We start from the raw sequence: 19,964 nt of genomic DNA on the forward strand, positions 1-19,964 counted from the left end.
AACCGGCAGCGGCACAACACCGAGCACCACCGGCAGGTTGATGTACCTGCGCAAGCAGGGCCCGGGTCTGGTCACCGCCGCCGACATCGCACCCCCGGCCGGAGTCGAGGTGTACAACCCCGACCTGGTCCTCGCCACCCTGAACGGCAAGGGCAAGCTGGAGATGGAGCTGACCGTCGAGCGCGGCCGCGGTTACGTCTCCGCCGCGCAGAACAAGCAGGTCGGTCAGGAGATCGGCCGTATCCCGGTCGACTCGATCTACAGCCCCGTGCTGAAGGTCACGTACAAGGTCGAGGCCACCCGTGTCGAGCAGCGCACCGACTTCGACAAGCTGATCGTCGACGTCGAGACCAAGCAGGCCATGCGTCCCCGTGACGCCATGGCGTCGGCCGGCAAGACCCTGGTCGAGCTGTTTGGTCTGGCCCGCGAGCTCAATGTCGACGCCGAGGGCATCGACATGGGCCCGTCCCCCACGGACGCCGCCTTCGCCGCGGACATGGCGCTGCCGATCGAGGAGCTGGAGCTCACCGTCCGCTCGTACAACTGCCTCAAGCGTGAGGGGGTCCACTTGGTGGGTGAGCTCCTGGCGCGCTCCGAGGCCGACCTGCTGGACATCCGCAACTTCGGTGCGAAGTCGATCGACGAGGTCAAGGCGAAGCTGGCCGGCCTGGGCCTGGCCCTGAAGGACAGCCCGCCCGGATTCGACCCGACCGCCGCCGCCTTCGGCGCGGGCGATGACGCGGACACGAGTTTCGTGGAGACCGAGCAGTACTGAACGCGCTACGGATCGCACGGGAGCCGGGTGCACTCCTGACCAGGCGATCCGGGTGCGGGCCCGACTCGGCGGACGTTGGTGGCACAGGGCAGAGTCCGCCCTCAGGGGCGATACACGTGTGAGGAGGCGGGGAAGACCTCGCACGGGTGCAGGGCGCCCGGTGGGCGAGGCGCCGGATCACCGAGGGTCTGTGGTCGGGCCGCTCACGAACCGGTGCGTTCCCAGCCGCGGTGGGGGGCCCGGGCGCCGAGTCGGGTGTCGCGGCTGCGATAGACGATGTAGGGGCGGGTGAGGTAGCCCAGCGGTGCGGTGAGCATGTGGACGAGCCGGGTGAAGGGCCAGAAAGCGAAGAGCAGCAGGGCACTGATGGCGTGGAGTTGGAACAGGATCGGGGCGCCGGTCATGCGGTCTGGGTCGGGCTGGAGGTAGAAGATGGAGCGGAACCAGGGGGAGATGGTTTCGCGGTAGTCGTAGCCGCCGCCGACGAGGTTGGCCGCCACCGTGGCCGACAGGCCGAGGCCGATGGTGAGGGCCAGGGAGACGTACATGGCCTTGTCGTTGCGGGTGGTGGCGGAGAAGACCGGCCCGACGGTACGGCGCCGGTAGATCAGAATGGCCAGCCCGCCCACGGTGGCGACGCCCGCGATCGTGCCCAGGACGACGGCGGAGACGTGGTACGTGTGCTCGCTGATACCGGCCGCTTCGGTCCAGCTCTTGGGGATGACCAGGCCGCCGATGTGGCCGAGCGCCACGACGAGGATGCCGAAGTGGAACAGCGGGCTGCCGATGCGCAGCAGACGGTTCTCGTACAGCTGGGAGGAGCGGGTGGTCCAGCCGAACTTGTCGTAGCGGTAGCGCCAGACGTGGCCGAGGACGAATACCGCGAGCGCCACATACGGCAGCACGACCCACAGCAGGATGCCGCCGGTTCCGGAGGCCACCGCCAGGGTGACGGGCTGGACGGGCGCGGTCATCGCGGGCCTCCTGCGACGGGGTCGGGGAGGAACACGGGCGACGCGTACGAGTCGAGGCCGACCTCTTCCTCGGGCGGGCCCTGGGCGGCGAGGCGCAGGACGGCTTCGCGGTCGTCGCCGGCGAGGGCGGGCAGGGTGGCGGAGACGGAGTCCAGCACGTGTGCCCAGGGTGAGCCGTCGTCGTTCAGGGCCAGGCGCAGGAGTTCCAGGCCGGCGCGGTGTTCGGTGAGCAGGCGCGCTCCCCGGGCGGGGTCGGCGGCGGCGAATTCGAGGACGACGGCGAGGTGGTCGGGCAGTTCGTCGTCGCCCAGACGCCAGCCGGCCTTGGCGTAGGTCTGCTTGAGCCGCAGCAGGGCGAGGCCGCGCCTGCGGGTGTCGCCGTGGGCATAGTAGGTCAGGTAGGGGCAGCAGCGTTTGCGGTGGTCGAAGGTGGCCACATAGGCGGCCGCCAGGTCCGCGGGGGTGGTCTCCTCGGCGTGGGCGCTGAAGCGGACCAGGGGGCGGGCGACCTGTGCCGGCAGAGTGGCGGCGACCCGACCGGCCAGGGCGAGGCGCTGCTCGAACTGTTCGTCGGGGTAGGCGAGCAGCAGGGACTGGGCCTGCCAGGCGTGGGGGTGCCAGGGCTCGGTGCGAGCGGTGTGCGGGGTCTTCCTTCTCATGGCTTCGGCTCGACCTCCCCACCGGCACCGCTGCCGTCGGATGGTGTGTCCGGGAACAGGCCGGGCGGGGAGCCCTTGCCGTCCCAGTTCAGGAGGTTGACCCGGCCGGCCTTGTCGGTGGGGGTGGCGGGGGTGTCGGAGGTCTGGCGGTCGCGCAGGGCGTGGAAGTTCTCCACGGCGATGGGTGCGGCGCCGCCGGAGGTTTCGCCGAAGGGGCCCGAGCCGCCCATGCCGGGGCCGCCCTCGTAGTCGAGGCTGCACTCGGTGGCCAGCTCTTCGAGCTGGTGGGCCTGTTCAGCGTGGGCGGGCGGGATGACGTACCGCTCGTCGTACTTGGCCAGGGCCAGCAGCCGGTACATGTCGTACATCTGCTCCTCGGTCATCCCGACGGCCTCGGGAATCGACGCGTTCGGTTCCCTGCCGAGGTTGATGTCCCGCATGTAGGCGCGCATCGCCGCCAGGCGGCGCAGCACCGCGTCCACAGGCTGTGGATCGCCCGCGGTGAACAACTGGGCCAGGTAGTCGACGGGGATGCGCAGGGCGTCGACGGCGGCGAACAGGGTGCGGTGGTCCTCGGCGTCCTCGCCGGTGTCGCGGACGGCGTCGACCACCGGGGACAGGGGCGGGATGTACCAGACCATGGGCATCGTCCGGTATTCCGGATGCAGGGGCAGGGCCACCTTGTACGTGTTGATCAGGGCGTGGATCGGGGAGCGCTGGGCGGCCTCGATCCAGTCCCGCGGGATGCCCGCGCTCTCGGCCGCGGCGATGACGTCCGGGTCGTCGGGGTCGAGGAACACCTGCCGCTGGGCCTCGTACAGGCCGGTGTCGTCCGGGGTGGAGGCGGCTTCCAGGACGCGGTCGGCGTCGTAGAGGACGAGCCCGATGTAGCGCAGCCGGCCCACGCAGGTCTCGGAGCAGACGGTGGGGATGCCCACCTCGATACGCGGGAAGCAGAAGGTGCACTTCTCGGCCTTGCCGGTGCGGTGGTTGAAGTACACCTTCTTGTACGGGCATCCGGTCACGCACATCCGCCAGCCGCGGCAGCGGTCCTGGTCGACCAGGACGATGCCGTCCTCCTCCCGCTTGTAGAGGGCGCCGGAAGGGCAGGAGGCCGCGCAGGACGGGTTGAGGCAGTGCTCGCAGATCCGCGGCAGGTAGAACATGAAGGTCTGCTCGAACTCGAGCTTGATCTTCTCGGAGATCTCGTTGAGGAGCACGTCCTTCTCGCCGTGGTCGGCGGATCCGCCGAGGTCGTCGTCCCAGTTCGCCGACCAGGCGATCTTCATGTCCTTGCCGGTGATCAGGGACTTGGGGCGAGCGACAGGGGTGTGCTCCTGCAGCGGCGCGTTGGTGAGGGTCTCGTAGTCGTAGGTCCAGGGCTCGTAGTAGTCGTCGAGGGACGGCAGGACCGGGTTGGAGAAGATGGTGATGAGCTTCTTGAAGCGGCCGCCCGCCTTCAGCGCCAGCCGGCCTCGCTTGTTCAGTTCCCAGCCGCCGCGCCACGTCTCCTGGTCCTCGTAGCGGCGCGGATAGCCCTGGCCGGGGCGGGTCTCGACGTTGTTGAACCAGACGTACTCCACGCCCGTGCGGTTGGTCCACGCCTGTTTGCAGGTGACCGAGCAGGTGTGGCAGCCGATGCACTTGTCGAGGTTCATCACCATCGCCATCTGAGCCATACAGCGTCCAATGGCGGCTTCGCCACGGGGCATCAGTACGTCACCTCCTGGTTGCCGCGGCGGCGGATGACGGTGACCTCGTCGCGCTGGTTGCCGGTCGGGCCGAGGTAGTTGAAGGCGTACGACAGTTGGGCGTAACCGCCGATCAGATGACTCGGCTTGATCAGCAGCCGGGTCAGGGAGTTGTGGATGCCGCCTCGTCGGCCGGTGGTCTCGGTGCGCGGTACGTCGATCAGGCGGTCCTGTGCGTGGTGCATGTAGACGGTGCCCTCGGGCATGCGGTGCGAGACGACCGCTCGGGCGGCGACCACCCCGTTGCGGTTGACCGCCTCGACCCAGTCGTTGTCGTGCACGCCGATCTTCGCCGCGTCCCGCGTGCTCATCCAGATCGTCGGCCCGCCCCGGGACAGCGACAGCATGAACAGGTTGTCCTGGTACTCGGAGTGGATCGACCACTTGTTGTGCGGCGTCAGATAGCGCACCGTCACACCGAGCTCGCCCGTCTCCCCGATACGCGGCTCGTCGAACAGAGCGTGCATGTTCAACGGGGGCCGGTAGACCGGGAGTTGCTCGCCGAGCGCGGTCATCCAGTCGTGGTCGAGGTAGAAGTGCTGGCGGCCGGTGAGGGTGTGCCACGGTGTGAGGCGCTCGACGTTCACGGTGAACGGGGAGTAGCGGCGCCCGCCGGTCTCCGAGCCGGACCACTCCGGGGAGGTGATGACGGGGACCGGGGCGGCCTGGGTGTCGGCGAAGGTGATCCGCTTGCCCTCGTGCTCGGCGGCCAGGTCGGCCAGTTGCCGGCCGGTGCGGGCTTCGAGGGCGTGGAAGCCCTGGGTGGCGAGGTGGCCGTTGGTGGTGCCGGACAGGGCGAGAATCGCCTCGCAGGCGTGCGTGTCGCGGTCGATCGAGGGCCGCCCGTCGGCCGCGCCGCCGCGCACCGTGCCGTTCTTGTGCCGCAGGTACTCCAGCTCGCGGTCGACCTTGAAGGTGATGCCCTTGGTGGTCGCGCCCAGGGTGTCGAGCAGCGGGCCGAGGGCGCCCATCTTGTCGGCGACGGCCGCGTAGTCGCGCTCCACCGTCACCAGCTTCGGCATCGTACGGCCGGGGACCGGCTCGCACTCGCCCGCCATCCAGTCGAGCACCCTCCCGCGCGGGTTGGCCATCTCGTCCGGAGTGTCGTGCTGCAGTGCTGCGGCGACCACGTCCTTGCGGACCCCCAGGTGATCGGCGGCCTGGCGGCTGAACTCCTTGGCGAGGGTGTGGAACGCGTCCCAGTCGGTGCGGGTCTGCCACGGCGGGGCGATGGCTGGATTGAAGGCGTGCACGAAGGGGTGCATGTCCGTGCTGGACAGGTCGTGTTTCTCGTACCAGGTGGCGGCGGGCAGGACGACGTCGGAGAAGACGGTGGTGCTGGTCATACGGAAGTCCAGCGTCAGCAGCAGATCGAGCTTGCCCTCGGGAGCCTCCTCCCGCCACACCACGTCCCGTGGGCGGGCATCCGGCGGCGCCTCGGCCGCCCGGACCGCGTGATCGGTGCCGAGCAGGTGCTTGAGGAAGTACTCGTTGCCCTTGGCAGAGGAACCCAGCAGGTTGGCCCGCCAGATGGTCAGCACCCGGGGGAAGTTCTCCGGGGCATCCGGGTCTTCGCCCGCGAACCGCAGCCGCCCCGCCCTCAGTTCGTCCACGATGTGCTCGGCGACCGGACGGCCCGCAGCGCCGGCTTCGTCGGCCAGGTCCAGGGGGTTGCGGTCGAACGTCGGATACGAGGGCATCCAGCCCATCCGCGCCGACTGCGCGATGACGTCGGCGGTGGTCTTCCCGGCGAACGGGCCGCCCGTGCCCGGACCGGCCGCCGCGAGGGTGTCGGCGGAGAACGGGTCGTAGCGGAACTGGTCGGCGTGCAGGTACCAGTAGGCGGTCTGGATCATCTGCCGGGCCGGGCGGTTCCAGTCGGCGGCTGTCGCGATCGCCGAGTAGCCGGTGATCGGGCGGACCTTCTCCTGGCCCACGTAGTGGGCCCAGCCGCCGCCGTTGACGCCCTGACAGCCAGTGATGGTCGTCAGGGTCAGAAACGCTCGGTAGATGGTGTCGGAGTGGAACCAGTGGTTGGTCCCGGCACCCATGATGATCATCGAACGGCCGCCGGACTCCTCGGCGTTGGCGGCGAACTCCCGCGCGATACGCGCCGCCTTCCCCGCGTCCACACCGGTGATCGCCGTCTGCCAGGCCGGCGTGTACGGCTCCCTCGCGTCGTCGTAGCCCGAGGGCCATCGGCCGGGCAGCCCCTCGCGGGCCACCCCGTACTGGGCCAGCAGCAGGTCGTACACCGTGGTCACCAACCGTCCGGCGACCCGGTGCACCGGCACGCCGCGCCGCAGCCGTCCCGCGCTGCCGTCCGCCGCGTCGAAGCGCGGCAGTTCCACGGCGACGGGGAGCTCGTCGCCGCCCTCGGCGGACAGCAGCGGATCGATGGCACCGAGATCCAGGTTCCACTTTCCCGCGCCGGCCTCGCCGTAGCGGTCACCGAGAGTGCCGTTCGGTACCACCGGCCGTCCGGTGGCCGCGTCCAGCAGCACGGTCCGGAACTCCGCGTGCTCCGCCTCGGCGTGCTCGCCGCCGAGGTCGGCGGCGGTCAGGAATTTGCCCGGCGTGTAGGTGCCCGGCTCGTCCGTCGTCTCGTCGAGGGTGACCAGGAAGGGCAGGTCCGTGAAGCGCTTGACGTAGTCGGTGAAGTACGGCGTCGTCCGTTCGGCGAAGAACTCCTTGAGGATCACGTGCCCCATGGCCATCGCCAGCGCCCCGTCGGTGCCGGGCTGGGCCGCGAGCCACTCGTCGGCGAACTTCACGTTGTCCGCGTAGTCGGGCGACACGGCGACGACCTTCTGGCCGCGGTAGCGGGCCTCGGCCATCCAGTGCGCGTCCGGGGTGCGGGTCACCGGCAGGTTCGACCCCCACATGATCAGGTAGCCGGCGTCCCACCAGTCCCCCGACTCCGGTACGTCGGTCTGGTCGCCGAACACCTGCGGGGAGGCCACGGGAAGGTCGGCGTACCAGTCGTAGAAGGAGAGCATCACCCCGCCGAGCAGCGAGTAGAAGCGGGAGCCGGCGGCGTGCGAGACCATCGACATCGCCGGGATCGGCGAGAACCCGGCCAGCCGGTCCGGGCCGTGCTCCCTGATGGTGTGCACGTGCGCGGCGGCGACCATCTCGACCGCCTCGTCCCAGCTCGCCCGCACCAGGCCGCCCTTGCCGCGCACCGCCTTGTAACGGCGGGCACGCTCCGGGTCCGAGACGATGTCCGCCCAGGCCGCCACCGGATCGCCGAGCCGGGCCTTCGCCTCCCGGTACATCCGCAGCAGCACGCCCCGCACGTACGGGTAGCGCACCCGCGTGGGCGAGTACGTGTACCAGGAGAACGCCGCCCCGCGCGGGCAGCCCCGCGGCTCGTACTCGGGGCGGTCCGGGCCCACCGACGGATAGTCGGTCTGCTGCGCCTCCCACGTGATGATGCCGTCCTTGACGTACACCTTCCACGAGCACGAGCCGGTGCAGTTCACGCCGTGCGTGGAGCGGACCACCTTGTCGTGGGACCAGCGGTCCCGGTAGAACTCGTCCGCCTGCCGGCCGCCCTTGCGGTGGAGGGTGCGCAGGTCGTCGGAGACCTCCGCCCGGGTGAAGAAGCGGCGGGAGCGCACCAGCGCCTCCGCCAGCTCGCCGTCCATGCCCGCCCGTGCCGGCCCCCGGTTGGTCTCCGTGCTCACCGTGCCACTCCGCCCCGGGCACGTGGCCCGTTCGAGTTGTGATCGGTTTCGGCCGTTGACGACTCTACGACCGTCGTCCCCGAGGAGGTCAACAGCCACTCCACGAACACCCTGTGGCTTCGTAAAGATCGTCTGCGTGCGGAGGGCGGTTACCGCTGCTCCGGGCGCCCACACCTGCGTGGACCGCTGCGTTGTCGGGGCCGGAGTGGGGCGGTCAGGCGGTCGGCCGGGACAGGGCGCCGCCCGCCTTGGCGCGGACGGCCTCGACGGCTTCCCACTCCTCGGTGCTGAGGTTGGCGAGCGCGGCCGGGAAGACGCCGTCCTGCTCCTTGAGGATGTGATCGCGCAGGAGGGCCATCGCCTCCAGCAGCCGGTCCGGCCAGGTCGGATCCGAGGGCGTGCTGTCGTCGGCGGCCTCGGCCAGGACCTCCTCGATGCGGCGGTGTTCGGCCTCCAGGGCGGCGATCTGCTCGGGGAACTCGTCGGCCATCGCGGGGAACAGGCCATGCTCCTCCACCTGGGTGTGCGGGTCGAGCACGGTCGCGATCTCGCGGGCGACCTGCGCCATCCGGGCCCCGTCACTGGCCTGGTGGGCGGTGCGGAGGTGGCTGATCAGGCGGACGACCTCGTCGTGCTCCCGGGTCAGCTCGTCGATCGACCCCAGCGACTGGCAGCCGCAGTACTCACACACCGGATCTTCTCCTGTCCTTCGTTCCTGTTCGTCTCGTCCGTGCCTACGCGGTGGTGCCGGCGGTGGTGTGGCGCCCGCGCCGACGGCCGGTGCGCGGCCTGCGCGCGCCGCCTTCGGCCGCCGCGCGGACGCCGGTGAGGGTGAAGGCCAGTGCGGCGGCGGCCACGATCGCGAGCAGGACGAGTCCGGCCGCGTACGTTCCGTACTCGCCGTACAGCGAGCCCATCACCAGCGGCGGCAGGAAGCCGCCCAGGCCACCCGCGGCGCCGACGACGCCGGTGACAGAGCCGACCTGGTCGGCCGGGGCCAGCAGGGCCACCAGGGCGAAGGTCGCCCCGCTGCCGGCGCCGAGCGCGGCGGCCATGGCCAGGAAGGCGATGGTCCCCACCGGTGCCAGGTCCGGGGTGAACGACTGCGCGACAGCACCGGCCACGACCACGGTCAAAGCGCCGGCGAGCACCCGCACCGGGCCGATCCGGTCGGACAGCCAGCCGCCGACCGGGCGCATCGCCACCGCCAGCAGCACGAACCCGGCCATGCGGTTCGCCGCGTCCGCCTGGGTCAGCCCGTAGCCGGTCTTCAGGTACGTGGGCAGGTAGACGGAGAAGGCCACGTAGCCGCCGAACGCGACCGCGTACAGCGCGGATGCCTGCCAGGTGATGCCCAGGCGGGCGGTTGCGGCCAGGCGCCGGGCCAGCGGCTCGGTCGGCACGGTGCGGCCGGGTGCGTCGCGCAGCAACAGCGCGGCCGTCACCGCGTACACGGCCAGGACGGCGGCGGTGATCAGGAACGGGGTGGACATGCTGTGCGCGTCGACCAGCTTCACGGTGGTCAGGGCGCTGACGGCGGTGCCGCCCATGCCGGCCCCGAAGACGCCGATGGCGAGGCCGCGCCGCTCGGGCGGGAACCAGGCGCTGACGAGCGGCACACCGACGGCGAAGGCGGTGCCGCCGATGCCGAGGAAGAACCCGCCGACCAGCAGTGCGGCGAGCGAGGAGTGGCCGGCCAGGCCGAGGTAGAGCACCGGCACGATGGTGGCCGCCGACACGATCGGGAACATCACCCGGCCGCCGAACCGGTCGGTCAGCGCCCCCACCGGAATACGGCCGAGCGAGCCGACGACGACGGGCACCGCCACCAGCAGCGACTGCTGGACGGAGGACAGCTCCAGGGTGTCCTTGAAGCGGGGGCCGAGTGGGCTGAGCAGCGCCCACGCCCAGAAGTTGACGGCGAATCCGACGGTGGCCAGAGCCAGCATCAGCCAGGCCCGGCCGGGCACCGGCGCGCCCGAGCCCGCCCTGTCGCTCTTTGTCGTCGAGGACTGGACCATGGTGTCCGTTCCTTCCCTCTCACGCTTGTTCTGTGACAGCTGTTCTGTGACGGCTGTTCTGTGACGGCTGTTCTGTGACAGCTGTTCTGTGACACGGGGGTCGCACCGGAACCGCAGGTCACTCGCCCGCACATCGGCGCCCCTCAGCCACTGTCCGCTTGAGGACACCTGCGCGGCATGGGCCGTGGGTCCCTGCCACCGGCCAGACGGTCCCGGCCTCGGAGCCGGCCGTTCCCTCCCCTTTGGGCAGAAGAGGGCCGGTCGGCCCTACCGTGCGCCGGGGTGCATACCGACGATGGTTCGATGCTCGAACACGACGCCTTTCGCACGCTCGACCGGCAGGAGTGCCTGCGCCTGCTGGCCAAGGTGCCGGTGGGCCGCGTGGTGTACACCCGGCAGGCGCTGCCCGCGGTCCTCCCGGTCAACTTCTCCCTGGACGAGGACGCCTCGGTCCTGCTGTTCACCTCGGCAGGCTCCGACCTCGTGCGCGCCGTCGACGGTGTCGTGGTCGCCTTCGAGGCGGACGAGTTCACCGCGGCAACCCAGTCCGGCTGGAGCGTGGTGGTCACCGGACGGGCCATGGTGGTGACCGACCCCGCCGAGCACCAACGCCTGTCGCAGAGCGGACCGCGCTCCTGGATGCCGGTGAAGGACGGGGTCTTCGTACGGATCGAGTCGGAACTGGTCACCGGACGCGAACTCACCGGGGCACGCACCACGCAGTGAGCCGCAGTCGGCGCGGCCACCATTGGCCCGTGTCCGGTCGACAAAGCGTCCGTCGGCCAGACACGGTCAAGCGAAGGGAACGGTCCTCACGCCCGTCGGCGGAAGGGGACGACCGGCCCGCCCACAGGCGCCCTGTACGACACGTCCCGCCTGCTCGCGCCGGACCGGAGCCGCCGCATGACACGACCTCGGCTCCGGGAGCACCGTGCGGTGCTGGAGACGGCCGAACGACGGCTGGTGAGGCAGCGGTTGCACGGGCGGATCGACGCGACCACATACCGGGCGGGCATGCGCTTGCTCGCCGACGTACAGCGCGCACCTGGACGCGGACGCCACGGCTGACACGGAACACGGGCCAACCGCCTCGGCACAGGCTTTGGCGCGCCGACCGAGCGGACCGCCCACGGACGGACCGACCGCGGACGGACCGACCGCGCACGAAACCCCCGCCACGGAACGCGCTCCCATGACGCGACGCTGAAGAACGCCCCTTCCTCGGGTTGGTCCGCCCGGGGCTTCGGGCGTGGCTCTTCAAGGAGCGCGCAGGGTCCGGCCGACAGCATGCCCCCAGGTTCGGGCCGCTCGGCAGGCGGGCAGGGACATCCGGCCCCTGCCTGCGCAATCACCGCACGCGTTGACTGATGACCCTAGGCGCCACGTCCCGTCAGATGGCGTCCGCGCCTCCCCGAACGCCACACCGCCGCTGTCGAACCAGGACGCGTGTCCGGCACACGGGATCCCGAACCACAGTCGGCCGCCTGTGAGACCCGGCGGCAGAACGGAGGGACGTCATGACAGACGCTCCGCACCCATCCCGCGCCTACCTCGTCGGCGGCGGCATCGCCTCTCTCGCGGCAGCCGCCTTCCTGATCCGCGACGGCGGCTTCCCCGGCGAAGACATCCACGTCCTGGAGGAGCTCCCGGTCGCCGGCGGCTCCATGGACGGCAGTGGCGAACCCGCGGGATACGTCACACGCGGCGGGCGGATGCTGGAGGAGGAGGCGTACACCTGCCTGTGGAACCTCCTGGAGACGATTCCCACCCTCGCCGACGAGACAGTGACGGTGCGCGAGGAGATCACCGAGTTCAACGCCAAGTGGCCCACCGACGCCAAGGCCCGCCTCATCGGCAAAGGCACGACGATCCTGGACGCCTCCGACTACGGCCTCGACACCCGGGACCGTCTGGAGCTGACCCGGCTGCTGGTGCTGCCCGAGGCGGTCATCGGCGCCCGCCGCATCGAGGACTTCTTCTCCCCGCACTTCTTCGAGACCAACTTCTGGGCGATGTGGCGCACCACGTTCGCCTTCCAGAACTGGCACAGCGCCATCGAGCTCAAGCGCTACTTCCTGCGTTTCATGCAGGAGTTCCCGCGTATGCACACCCTGGCCGGCGTGCGCCGCACCCGCCTCAACCAGTACGACTCGATCATCCGTCCGCTGCGGGCCTGGCTGGAGGCCCGGGGTGTGCGCTTCGAGTACGGGGTGCGGGTCACCGACGCCGACTTCACCACCGACGAGCAGGGCGCCCGGCGTGTAAGCCGCCTGCATCTCGAACGCGAGGGGCAGCCGGACAGCTACGAACTCGGTGACGGCGACTACGCGTTCCTGACCCTGGGGTCGATGACCGCCGACGCCGCGTACGGAAGCGACACCGCCGCCCCCGAACTGGTCTGCGACAAGCGCGACGGCGGATGGCGGCTGTGGGAGACCCTCGCCGTCAAGGCCGATGACTTCGGCCGCCCTCTCGCCTTCAACGGCACTGTGGGCGAATCGAAGTGGGAGTCCTTCACCCTCACGATGCGCAGCCCGCTCCTGCTGCACCGCATCGAGGAGCTGTCCGGCAACCTCCCGGGCACCGGTGCGCTGATGACGTTCAAGGACTCGCGCTGGCTGATGTCCATAGTCGTGCCTCATGCCCCGCACTTCGACGGACAGCCCGACGACGTCTGCACGCTGTGGGGCTACGGCCTGTTCGTCGACCGCGAGGGCGACTTCATCGGCAAGCCGATGGCCGAGGCCACCGGCCGGGAGATCCTCACCGAACTCCTCGGCCACCTCGGTCTGTCGGACATCGAGGAGCAGGTCGCGGCGACGACGACGGTGATCCCGGTGATGATGCCGTACATCACCAGCCAGTTCGCCCCGCGTACCGTCCACGACCGGCCGCTGGTCATCCCGCGCGGAGCCGCGAACTTCGCCTTCCTCGGCCAGTTCACCGAGATCCCGGAGGACGTCGTCTTCACCGTCGAGTACTCCGTGCGCGGTGCCCTGCACGCCGTCTACGGCCTTCTCGGCATCGACGACCACGAGATCCCCGGCATCTACCACGCCCTGGCCGATCCCAGGACCGCCGTCGACGTCCTCAGGGCAGCGCTGGCCTGAGCACTGTCAGCATGCGATGTCCCCCGCCGCGACTCGGACCAGGACCAGGACCAATGGTCCCTGTCACGGCGGCGGTGACTGGGCCGGTCGGCCATCCAGCGGGGACCGACCGCCCCAAGTGCTGCAGGGTTCGCGCCGTCTAGCGTTCCCGATCATGGAGAACGATCAGAGTGCACGGCGCCGGTCGCCGCGCGTCGCAGAGGGCCGGCCGCCGATGCCCGCTCCGCCGAGCCGCGTGCCGCGCACTCCTGGCCACCGTACGGAAGACCGTCGATGAACGCCGCATTCTCTTCCCTGGCCGCGAAGGCGACCCACAGGAGCAGATCGGTGCTGCTCGCCGAGGCGGAGGGCAGCCCGCTGTTCCACCTGGGCGCCTTCATGGTGATCGCCGGACATGCAGTCTGCCTCGCCATGGTCACCGGGCTGGGCATGCTGTGCGCCGGCCGGCTGCTGACCCGCCGGATCCGGCTCACCACCGACCGCGGCGACAAGCTCCTCTTCCCGCTGCTGTCCGCCACGGTCCTCCTCGGCATCACCGCCACTGCCGCCCACAACGTCTTCGGCCCCGGCTACGACTACCGCGAAACCGTCTCCGTCTGGTTCCGCGGCCTGTTCGTCCTCCAGCCGCAACCGGAAGCCATCGCCGGCGCACCGCTGCTGTTCCGGCTGCACGCTCTCACCGCGGGTCGGCCCCGGTCGGCCTCCGGCTCCCGGCGAACCGTATGAGTCACGAACCCGCGTTCGCATCGGACGCCACGACCACACGGAGCACGCAGGCGGTGGGCGCGAGCCGTCGGACGGGCCTGGTGATGCTCCTCACCGGGATCGTCGGCTGGCTCGCCTCGTTCGAGCTCTCGGTGGACGACTGGCGGCTGCTCCGCGATCCCGCCTACCAACCGCCCTGCAATATCAGCCCCGTCGTGAGCTGCGGCAGCGTCATGTCCAGCCCGGAGGGCAGCCTGTTCGGCTTCCCCAACATGCTGCTCGGACTGGGTGCCTTCGCCGCCGTCGCAGCCCTGGGCGTCGCCGTGCTCTCGGGGACGGGGCTGCACCGGCGGTTGTGGCTCGCGCTGGACGCCGGGGCGCTGGCGGGGGTGGTGTTCGTCCACTGGCTGATCGGCCAGTCGCTCTACGAGCTCAACAAGATCTGCCCCTACTGCGCCGTCGTCTGGGTCGTCACCATCGCCCTGTTCTGGTACGTGACCCTGCACTGCCTGGAACAGGGAATCGTCCCGGTGTCCCGGAGCGTGCTGGTGGTCGTCCGGGACACGCACTGGATGCTGCTCGGCGCCTGGTACGGCGTGATCGCACTGCTCGTACTCACCCGCTTCTGGGCTTATTGGAGCAGTCTGCTGTGACCGGCCCGCGGATCTGGCCGTCTCCCGCGACGGGGCCGACCGCTGGGTTGGGCGCCGGGCGGCGGGACCTCGAACCGGTCGGAGTCAAAGGAATTGGCCCCGGCAGCCCGTTGCGGCTGCCGGGGCCGAGGGCTTTCGGCGGCCCAGCCCGGTTCAGGATGGTGACCAAGAGGTGGCCCTGCGCCTGCGAGGGCCGGACCGGCCGCGGTTGTCAGCCCTCGGCGTGGGCCAGCCACAGGTCGGGGCCGAAGACCTCGTAGCGGATGTGGCGGGCCGGGATGCCGGCCGTCAGCAGTTGTGCGCGCACGGCGCGCATGAAGGGAAGCGCGCCGCACAGGTACACGTCGGCGTCTGCGGGCAGGTTCAGGCCGGTGAGGTCCATCAGACCGTTGCGGGCGCCGGGTTCGTCGGCGGCGTCCTGCTCGTACCAGAACTGAGCTCGGGCCTCGGGGAGTTCGCCGATGAGTCGGCGAGTGTCCGCGCGCAGGGCGTGGTCGGCCGGGGAGCGGTCGGCGTGCAGCACGGTGACCGGGCGAGCGGTGCCGGTGGCCGCGAGGTGTTCGAGCATGCCGACCATCGGGGTGCAGCCGATGCCGGCCGAGACCAGCAGCAGCGGGCTGTCGGCGTCGTCGAGAACCACGTCGCCGAACGGGGCGGAGAGGGTGAGTTCGTCACCGGCCCGGACCGTGCGGTGCAGTTGGTTGGACACCTCGCCCTCGGGTGCGTCGGCAACACTCGCGACCCGTTTGACAGTGATACGGCGAAGCCGGTCACCGGGGGCGTTGGACAGGCTGTACTGGCGCAACTGGTGTATGCCGTCGGGCATCTTCACCCGGACGCTGACGTACTGGCCGGCGCGGGCGTGCGGCACCGGCGCGTCGTCGGCCGGGCGCAGCAGGAAGGAGACCGCGTCGGGGGTCTCCTCCCGCCGCTCCACCACCGTCCACTGCCGCCACGGGTCGCGGGGATCGACCTGCGCCTCCTGGTACAGGCGGGCCTCCCGGGCGATGAGGGCGCCGGCCATCAGCCAGTACACCTCGTCCCAGGCGGCGGCGACCTCCGGCGTGACCGCCTCGCCGAGCACCTCGGCGATTGCCCCGAACAGGTACTTGTGGACGATCGTGTACTGGTCCTCGGTGACACCGAGTGCGGCATGTTTGTGAGCGATCCGCGACAGCAGCGCGTCCGGGCGGGCGTCGGGGTCGGCGACCAGCGCCTGGGCGAAGCCTGCGATGGACCCGGCCAGGGCACGACGCTGCTGGCCGCTGGCCTGGTTGCCGCGGTTGAACAGCCCGTCCAGCAGCTCGGGCTGCTCGGCGAACATCGTGTCGTAGAACCGCGCGGTGATCTCATCCAGGGCTCCGCCGACGGCGGGCAGGGTGGCGCGGACGACGGCGGCCGAATCGGGCGAAAGCATGGCTCTCCTCAGCAGTGCGGGTGTGAGGGGGGATTGACGCTCACCATCGTGGCCAGGCCGGTCTCCTGGGGCACATGGGCCGGTGGGCCTTCACAATGGGCCGGTCGGCTCGAATGAGTTCGGACATCCTCGGAGCGGCCCCGACAGCGTCGGCCGGTTCACGTCGTGGATGGTGAGCCCTTGTTCCGAACGACTCACCGGTGACCGCGGCGGCCAAACACCCCACTGGACGCTCCTCGTTCTGCCGCGCTCGCCACCATCGAACGCGTCAACGGCATGGCCCTCATCGACACCTGAGGCGCCGTATGCGGCCTTGTCTCAGGGTTTCGCCAGGGGCGGCTCGAACAGCCGGTGGAGGCACGGCAGTTGCCAAACCCGACTTCACGAGGCCAGGCCCGTCAGCTCCTGCCTCTCGTCACTTCCCGAATAGAACCATCTCCTGCGCGGGCTCACCCGGTCAGCTCGGGCAGCGCGTCCGGCTCCTCCTCCTTCTCGGATCGGCGCCACGACCACACCGTTCGAAGGGCCGGTCGCCGCGTTGGCAGGGCCGGGCGGCCCCACCCACAAGGACGTCCAGGACCTGCCGTCACACCACGACTCGTTCGACTCTGGAACCGCACCGCACCGAACAGTTCTCAAGGAGCAGGCAATGAAGGCAGCAGTCGTCCGGTCCTTCGGCGAGCCGCTGGTGATCGAGGAGCGGCCCGACCCGCAGCCCGGTCCCGGCCAGGTCCGCATCCGGCTGGAGGCGTCCGGACTGTGCCACACCGACATCCACGCCGCGCACGGCGACTGGCCGGTCAAGCCCACCCTCCCGTTCGTGCCCGGCCACGAGGGCGTCGGCATCGTCGAGGCACTCGGTGACGGGGTGACCCACCTGGAGATCGGGCAGCGGGTGGCCGTGCCCTGGCTGGGCTGGGCCTGCGGACGCTGCGAGCACTGCCTGTCCGGCTGGGAGACGCTGTGCGAGCAGCAGGTCAACACCGGCTACGGCCGTGACGGCGGCTACGCGGAGAAGATGCTCGCGCCGGCCGACTTCGCCGCCCCCGTCCCCGACGGCATCGACCCGCGCGACGCCGCCCCGCTGACCTGCGCCGGCGTGACGACGTACAAGGCGCTGAAGGTCGCCGGGGTCCGCCCGGCCCAGCTGGTGGCCATCTCCGGCGTCGGCGGACTCGGACACCTGGCGGTGCAGTACGCGAAGATCGCCGGAGCCACCGTCGCCGCGATCGACGTCACCGACGACAAGCTCGAACTCGCCCGCGAGCTCGGCGCGGACATCCTCATCGACGCCCGCAAGGAGGACCCGGCCGAGGTGCTCAAGCAGCACGGCGGCGCCCACGCGGCGATCGCGCTGGCCGTCAACGAGCAGGCGTTCACCGCCGTGTACGGCGGTCTGCGGCGCGGCGGCAAGCTGGTCATGGTGGCCCTGCCCGCCGGCGGCACCATCCAGGTGCCGATCTTCGACACCGTCCTGAACGGCACCTCCGTCATCGGCTCGATCGTCGGCACCCGGCAGGACCTCGACGAGGTGTTCCGGCTCCACGCCGCCGGACGCACCAGGGTCATCTACGAGACCCGGCCGCTGGAGACCGTCAACGAGTCCATCGCCGAGGTCCTCGACGGGCAGGTCAAGGCACGCATCGTCTTCGAGATGTGACCCGCCTGGTCCATACCGCCGGCGCCACCACCGGCGCCGTGGCGGCGTCCGCCTGCGACCACCCGCACGGCGCGCGTGGCCCGTCACGTCCGTGGAGACTGGAAGCCATGCAGAAACTGTCACTCGACGCACTGGCCCGCGAGCACCTGGAACGCGCCACGGCCGGCTCCACCGGGCGCAGCGCCGCCACCGTCTACGGCGGCCACGAACACGTCCTGCGTCAGACCGTCCTCGCACTGACCGCCGGCACCTCCCTCGCCGAGCACGAGAGCCCCGGCGAGGCGACCCTGCTGGTACTGCGCGGACGCGTGAAGCTCACCAGCGGCGACACCTCCTGGGACGGCCGGACCGGCGACCTGATCACCATCCCTGAGACCCGTCACGGTCTGCAGGCCATCGAGGACGCGGCGGTGCTGCTCACCGTCGCCAAACACGGCTGACGCCGAACCGCCGCCGACGCCGGCACGCCGAGAGGCACATACGACCAGGCCGCTCGACGCCGATGTCCCCGGAACGGCGCATCCGTGACGACCCATCACTTGTCCAGTAAGGGAAGCGAAATGACCAGCGATGACGCCCAGGTCACGCCCACGGTGAGGCTGCGCTCCGACGGCGCGGTGGACGAGGGCACCCTTGCCTACGCGCGCACGAAGATCGACGCCGTGGTGGGCCGGCCGGGTCTGCCCGCCGTCAGCGGCGAGGTGCGGATCGTGCGGGCGACCGCTCACCATGCCGACCGCCCCTGGTCGGCCACTGCCGACCTGCACGTCGGCACCCGACAGGTGGTCGTGGTCGCCGAGGATGCCACCGGCCACGAAGTCGTCGACCAACTCCAGGACCGGCTGCGCCGACAGACCGACAAGGCCGCCCACGCCTGGGACACCGGCCACCGGACGACGGCGCCGCCATGGCGCGGCGGTGATCAGCGCCCGGTGTGAAGCCTCGGGTGAGCCACAGGGCACCAGGGGCCGGCACCCCGAGGCGGTCCGAAGGGACGACAAAAGCCACGCGTCCGGGCGGGCCCTGCGTTCCGGCCCCCAGTGCCCGCAGCAGGCGCGGCGCCCCGCACTCTCCGCCGGGCGGTCCGGCGCAGCACTCTCTGACGCCGCGCCGGTGGACGGCGGACGAGGAAGAAAGCGGGCGCCGGCGGCAGGCCTGGCCGATGGCGCCGCCGGTCAGGGGCAGCCAGCCGTGGCCCGCCCGCGGTTGCCCCGGACAGCCACAAGCCGGAGGTGCGCCCGCGGCGGCCGCACCTCCGTGCGACGTACGGGCACCCGGCCGGTGCAGCGCCCGCCATGATGCAGCCCCGCTCGTTGGACCTTGCCGACGACCACGAGCCGCTGGAAGACCGCGGCGGCTCCTGAAGGAACTCTGCCTCACCCACGCCGGGCCGCTCGATCTTCCGTGGCACGCGCTCAAGGTGGCACACGACGGCGGCGAAGGCGCCGAGGCCGAGCAGCGGGTCGGGGAAGTCGAACAGATTGCCTTGCGGGCTGTTCGTCGTGGATCCTCCGCCCCTGGGGGCTGCCGGTCCGGGACGGGAGTGGCCGGACGGCAGCCGGCACGCTGCGGCACGTGGGCCGAAAGCCCTCCACGCGTGGCCGATGGGCCCTGCTCGGCGGGGGCGGTCGAGGACCAGCGGCCCGCGCGGCGAGGCCCGCCCGGCCCATGCGCCGGCGCCCGCGGCGTTGTGATGCTGGCCCGTGACCGGCCGGGAGGCGCCCTGACAGGGGTGTCAGGCTGCTCGGCCCCGTCTTCTCGCACCCAGGGTCGCGGCAGGCACGGCGCCCCCGGACCGGTCGGTGTCCGGCCCGTCCCCAGTCCCGCCCGGACCCGCCATCCGCCACGTCCCGGCGTCTTCGCCGTGGAGTACCTCCTACGGGGCCCGGCGGACTGGCGCCTCCGGCTCAGCCACCACTGACCCCGGGCCATCACCCATCGGATCGCGGCATCGTGCCGCGGCCGGACCAGGAAAGAAGGAAGTCACGTCATGGACGGTGCACACCGCCGGACCAGCACCCTGCTCGGGGCGGTCGGCCTGGCCCTCGCAGCCGCGGGACCCGTCATGCTGCTGCGTGCCCGCAGCGGCAGGAAGGAGATCCGTGGCGAACTGGCCGCCCAGAAGATCACCTTCCCGGACCACGGGCTGCCCGCAGCGCTCACCGCGTTCGCCGGTCGACGCGTGGAAACCGGCCCGGAGGCGCACGCCTACGCCGAGCTGATCAAGGATCACCTCGTCCACGCCACCGGTGGCCGCACCTACGCCGAGATCACCGAGGAACTGCATGCCACCGGCGGCGACGACGAGAAGCTCGTGAAACTGCGGCAGACCGCTTTCATGGGCGAGACCTTGCGTGGCTCGCTGATGTCCGCCTACCAGGCGTGGCACCTCACCACGCTGGTCGCGGGTCTGGGCGTCGCGTTCACCGGCCTGGGAGCAGCGCTGCTGGCCACCGCCGAGGCCGTGGCGCCGGGGCCCGCCCACCGTCCCTGACCCCCCGGGCACCCCGCCCGTACCGGTCCCCCTCCGCCGCCCGGTTGTGCCGCACC

The 19,964-nt window shown here is 71.0% G+C and carries 16 protein-coding genes and 1 pseudogene; 10 read left to right on the forward strand and 7 right to left on the reverse strand.

Going from position 1 to position 19,964, the window contains the following annotated elements; genetic code table 11:
- A partial coding sequence (locus ACWC09_RS37490) for a DNA-directed RNA polymerase subunit alpha (RefSeq protein ID WP_450855505.1) occupies positions 1–775 on the forward strand: 775 nt, incomplete at its 5' end.
- A 203-nt stretch (positions 776–978) separates the two neighbouring features.
- Here the strand turns inward: ACWC09_RS37490 and narI are convergent.
- From narI to ACWC09_RS37520, 6 genes are all read right to left on the reverse strand, one after another.
- The gene (narI, locus tag ACWC09_RS37495; RefSeq protein ID WP_450855506.1) at positions 979–1,749 is read right to left on the reverse strand and encodes a respiratory nitrate reductase subunit gamma; all 771 of its coding nucleotides are present in this window, start codon (positions 1,747–1,749) and stop codon (positions 979–981) included.
- Positions 1,746–2,408 carry a nitrate reductase molybdenum cofactor assembly chaperone gene (narJ, locus tag ACWC09_RS37500; RefSeq protein WP_450855507.1) on the reverse strand — a complete coding sequence of 221 codons (663 nt, stop codon included), beginning with the start codon at positions 2,406–2,408 and terminating at the stop codon, positions 1,746–1,748. The genes narI and narJ overlap by 4 nt, the downstream gene beginning before the upstream one ends.
- Positions 2,405–4,120 carry a nitrate reductase subunit beta gene (narH, locus tag ACWC09_RS37505; protein WP_450855508.1) on the reverse strand — a complete coding sequence of 572 codons (1,716 nt, stop codon included), beginning with the start codon at positions 4,118–4,120 and terminating at the stop codon, positions 2,405–2,407. Before narH ends, narJ begins: the two co-directional genes overlap by 4 nt.
- Positions 4,120–7,809, reverse strand: a complete 3,690-nt coding sequence (locus ACWC09_RS37510) for a nitrate reductase subunit alpha (RefSeq protein ID WP_450855545.1) — start codon at positions 7,807–7,809, stop codon at positions 4,120–4,122. Before ACWC09_RS37510 ends, narH begins: the two co-directional genes overlap by 1 nt.
- Before the next feature lie 253 nt (positions 7,810–8,062).
- Complete coding sequence (locus tag ACWC09_RS37515; protein ID WP_450855509.1) at positions 8,063–8,539, reverse strand: hemerythrin domain-containing protein; 477 nt, start codon at positions 8,537–8,539, stop codon at positions 8,063–8,065.
- A gap of 43 nt (positions 8,540–8,582) precedes the next feature.
- Positions 8,583–9,869, reverse strand: a complete 1,287-nt coding sequence (locus ACWC09_RS37520; protein WP_450855510.1) for a nitrate/nitrite transporter — start codon at positions 9,867–9,869, stop codon at positions 8,583–8,585.
- A 303-nt stretch (positions 9,870–10,172) separates the two neighbouring features.
- Between ACWC09_RS37520 and ACWC09_RS37525 the strand changes: the two genes are divergently transcribed.
- From ACWC09_RS37525 to ACWC09_RS37545, 5 genes and pseudogenes are all read left to right on the forward strand, one after another.
- Complete coding sequence (locus tag ACWC09_RS37525) at positions 10,173–10,595, forward strand: pyridoxamine 5'-phosphate oxidase family protein (protein ID WP_450855511.1); 423 nt, start codon at positions 10,173–10,175, stop codon at positions 10,593–10,595.
- Between the two features lie 177 nt (positions 10,596–10,772).
- Positions 10,773–10,937, forward strand: coding sequence for a hypothetical protein (locus tag ACWC09_RS37530; protein WP_450855512.1), 165 nt, complete (start codon positions 10,773–10,775; stop codon positions 10,935–10,937).
- A 449-nt stretch (positions 10,938–11,386) separates the two neighbouring features.
- Positions 11,387–12,979 carry an oleate hydratase gene (locus ACWC09_RS37535; protein ID WP_450855513.1) on the forward strand — a complete coding sequence of 531 codons (1,593 nt, stop codon included), beginning with the start codon at positions 11,387–11,389 and terminating at the stop codon, positions 12,977–12,979.
- Positions 12,980–13,327: 348 nt separating this feature from the next.
- A pseudogene (locus tag ACWC09_RS37540) lies at positions 13,328–13,663 on the forward strand (respiratory nitrate reductase subunit gamma); the annotation flags it as partial.
- A 95-nt stretch (positions 13,664–13,758) separates the two neighbouring features.
- On the forward strand, positions 13,759–14,337 hold the full coding sequence (locus ACWC09_RS37545) for a vitamin K epoxide reductase family protein (RefSeq protein ID WP_450855514.1): 579 nt from the start codon (positions 13,759–13,761) through the stop codon (positions 14,335–14,337).
- Positions 14,338–14,548: 211 nt separating this feature from the next.
- Here the strand turns inward: ACWC09_RS37545 and ACWC09_RS37550 are convergent, their stop codons facing one another.
- On the reverse strand, positions 14,549–15,754 hold the full coding sequence (locus ACWC09_RS37550; protein ID WP_450855515.1) for a globin domain-containing protein: 1,206 nt from the start codon (positions 15,752–15,754) through the stop codon (positions 14,549–14,551).
- 649 nt (positions 15,755–16,403) lie between these two features.
- Between ACWC09_RS37550 and ACWC09_RS37555 the strand changes: the two genes are divergently transcribed.
- The 4 genes from ACWC09_RS37555 (at position 16,404) to ACWC09_RS37570 (ending at position 19,908) form a co-directional block, all read left to right on the forward strand.
- Positions 16,404–17,414 (forward strand): zinc-dependent alcohol dehydrogenase, encoded by a 1,011-nt coding sequence (locus tag ACWC09_RS37555; RefSeq protein ID WP_450855516.1) that lies wholly within the window; start codon positions 16,404–16,406, stop codon positions 17,412–17,414.
- 107 nt (positions 17,415–17,521) lie between these two features.
- Positions 17,522–17,854, forward strand: a complete 333-nt coding sequence (locus ACWC09_RS37560) for a cupin domain-containing protein (RefSeq protein WP_450855517.1) — start codon at positions 17,522–17,524, stop codon at positions 17,852–17,854.
- Between the two features lie 120 nt (positions 17,855–17,974).
- Positions 17,975–18,352, forward strand: coding sequence for a hypothetical protein (locus tag ACWC09_RS37565; protein ID WP_450855518.1), 378 nt, complete (start codon positions 17,975–17,977; stop codon positions 18,350–18,352).
- 1,052 nt (positions 18,353–19,404) lie between these two features.
- Entirely contained in the window at positions 19,405–19,908 is a 504-nt protein-coding gene (locus ACWC09_RS37570; RefSeq protein ID WP_450855519.1) for a hypothetical protein, read from the forward strand.
- Positions 19,909–19,964: the final 56 nt, after the last annotated feature.

The sequence above is a fragment of the Streptomyces sp. NPDC001617 genome (assembly GCF_053596855.1).

Excerpts from the sequence above, each read along its gene's own strand:
- ACWC09_RS37530 (WP_450855512.1), top strand. The coding sequence starts at position 10,773 with ATGACACGACCTCGGCTCCGGGAGCACCGTGCGGTGCTGGAGACGGCC.
- narI (WP_450855506.1), bottom strand. The coding sequence starts at position 1,749 with ATGACCGCGCCCGTCCAGCCCGTCACCCTGGCGGTGGCCTCCGGAACC.
- ACWC09_RS37570 (WP_450855519.1), top strand. The coding sequence starts at position 19,405 with ATGGACGGTGCACACCGCCGGACCAGCACCCTGCTCGGGGCGGTCGGC.
- ACWC09_RS37510 (WP_450855545.1), bottom strand. The coding sequence starts at position 7,809 with ATGGACGGCGAGCTGGCGGAGGCGCTGGTGCGCTCCCGCCGCTTCTTC.
- narH (WP_450855508.1), bottom strand. The coding sequence starts at position 4,120 with ATGCCCCGTGGCGAAGCCGCCATTGGACGCTGTATGGCTCAGATGGCG.
- ACWC09_RS37555 (WP_450855516.1), top strand. The coding sequence starts at position 16,404 with ATGAAGGCAGCAGTCGTCCGGTCCTTCGGCGAGCCGCTGGTGATCGAG.
- narJ (WP_450855507.1), bottom strand. The coding sequence starts at position 2,408 with ATGAGAAGGAAGACCCCGCACACCGCTCGCACCGAGCCCTGGCACCCC.
- ACWC09_RS37520 (WP_450855510.1), bottom strand. The coding sequence starts at position 9,869 with ATGGTCCAGTCCTCGACGACAAAGAGCGACAGGGCGGGCTCGGGCGCG.
- ACWC09_RS37525 (WP_450855511.1), top strand. The coding sequence starts at position 10,173 with ATGCTCGAACACGACGCCTTTCGCACGCTCGACCGGCAGGAGTGCCTG.
- ACWC09_RS37565 (WP_450855518.1), top strand. The coding sequence starts at position 17,975 with ATGACCAGCGATGACGCCCAGGTCACGCCCACGGTGAGGCTGCGCTCC.
- ACWC09_RS37535 (WP_450855513.1), top strand. The coding sequence starts at position 11,387 with ATGACAGACGCTCCGCACCCATCCCGCGCCTACCTCGTCGGCGGCGGC.
- ACWC09_RS37560 (WP_450855517.1), top strand. The coding sequence starts at position 17,522 with ATGCAGAAACTGTCACTCGACGCACTGGCCCGCGAGCACCTGGAACGC.
- ACWC09_RS37550 (WP_450855515.1), bottom strand. The coding sequence starts at position 15,754 with ATGCTTTCGCCCGATTCGGCCGCCGTCGTCCGCGCCACCCTGCCCGCC.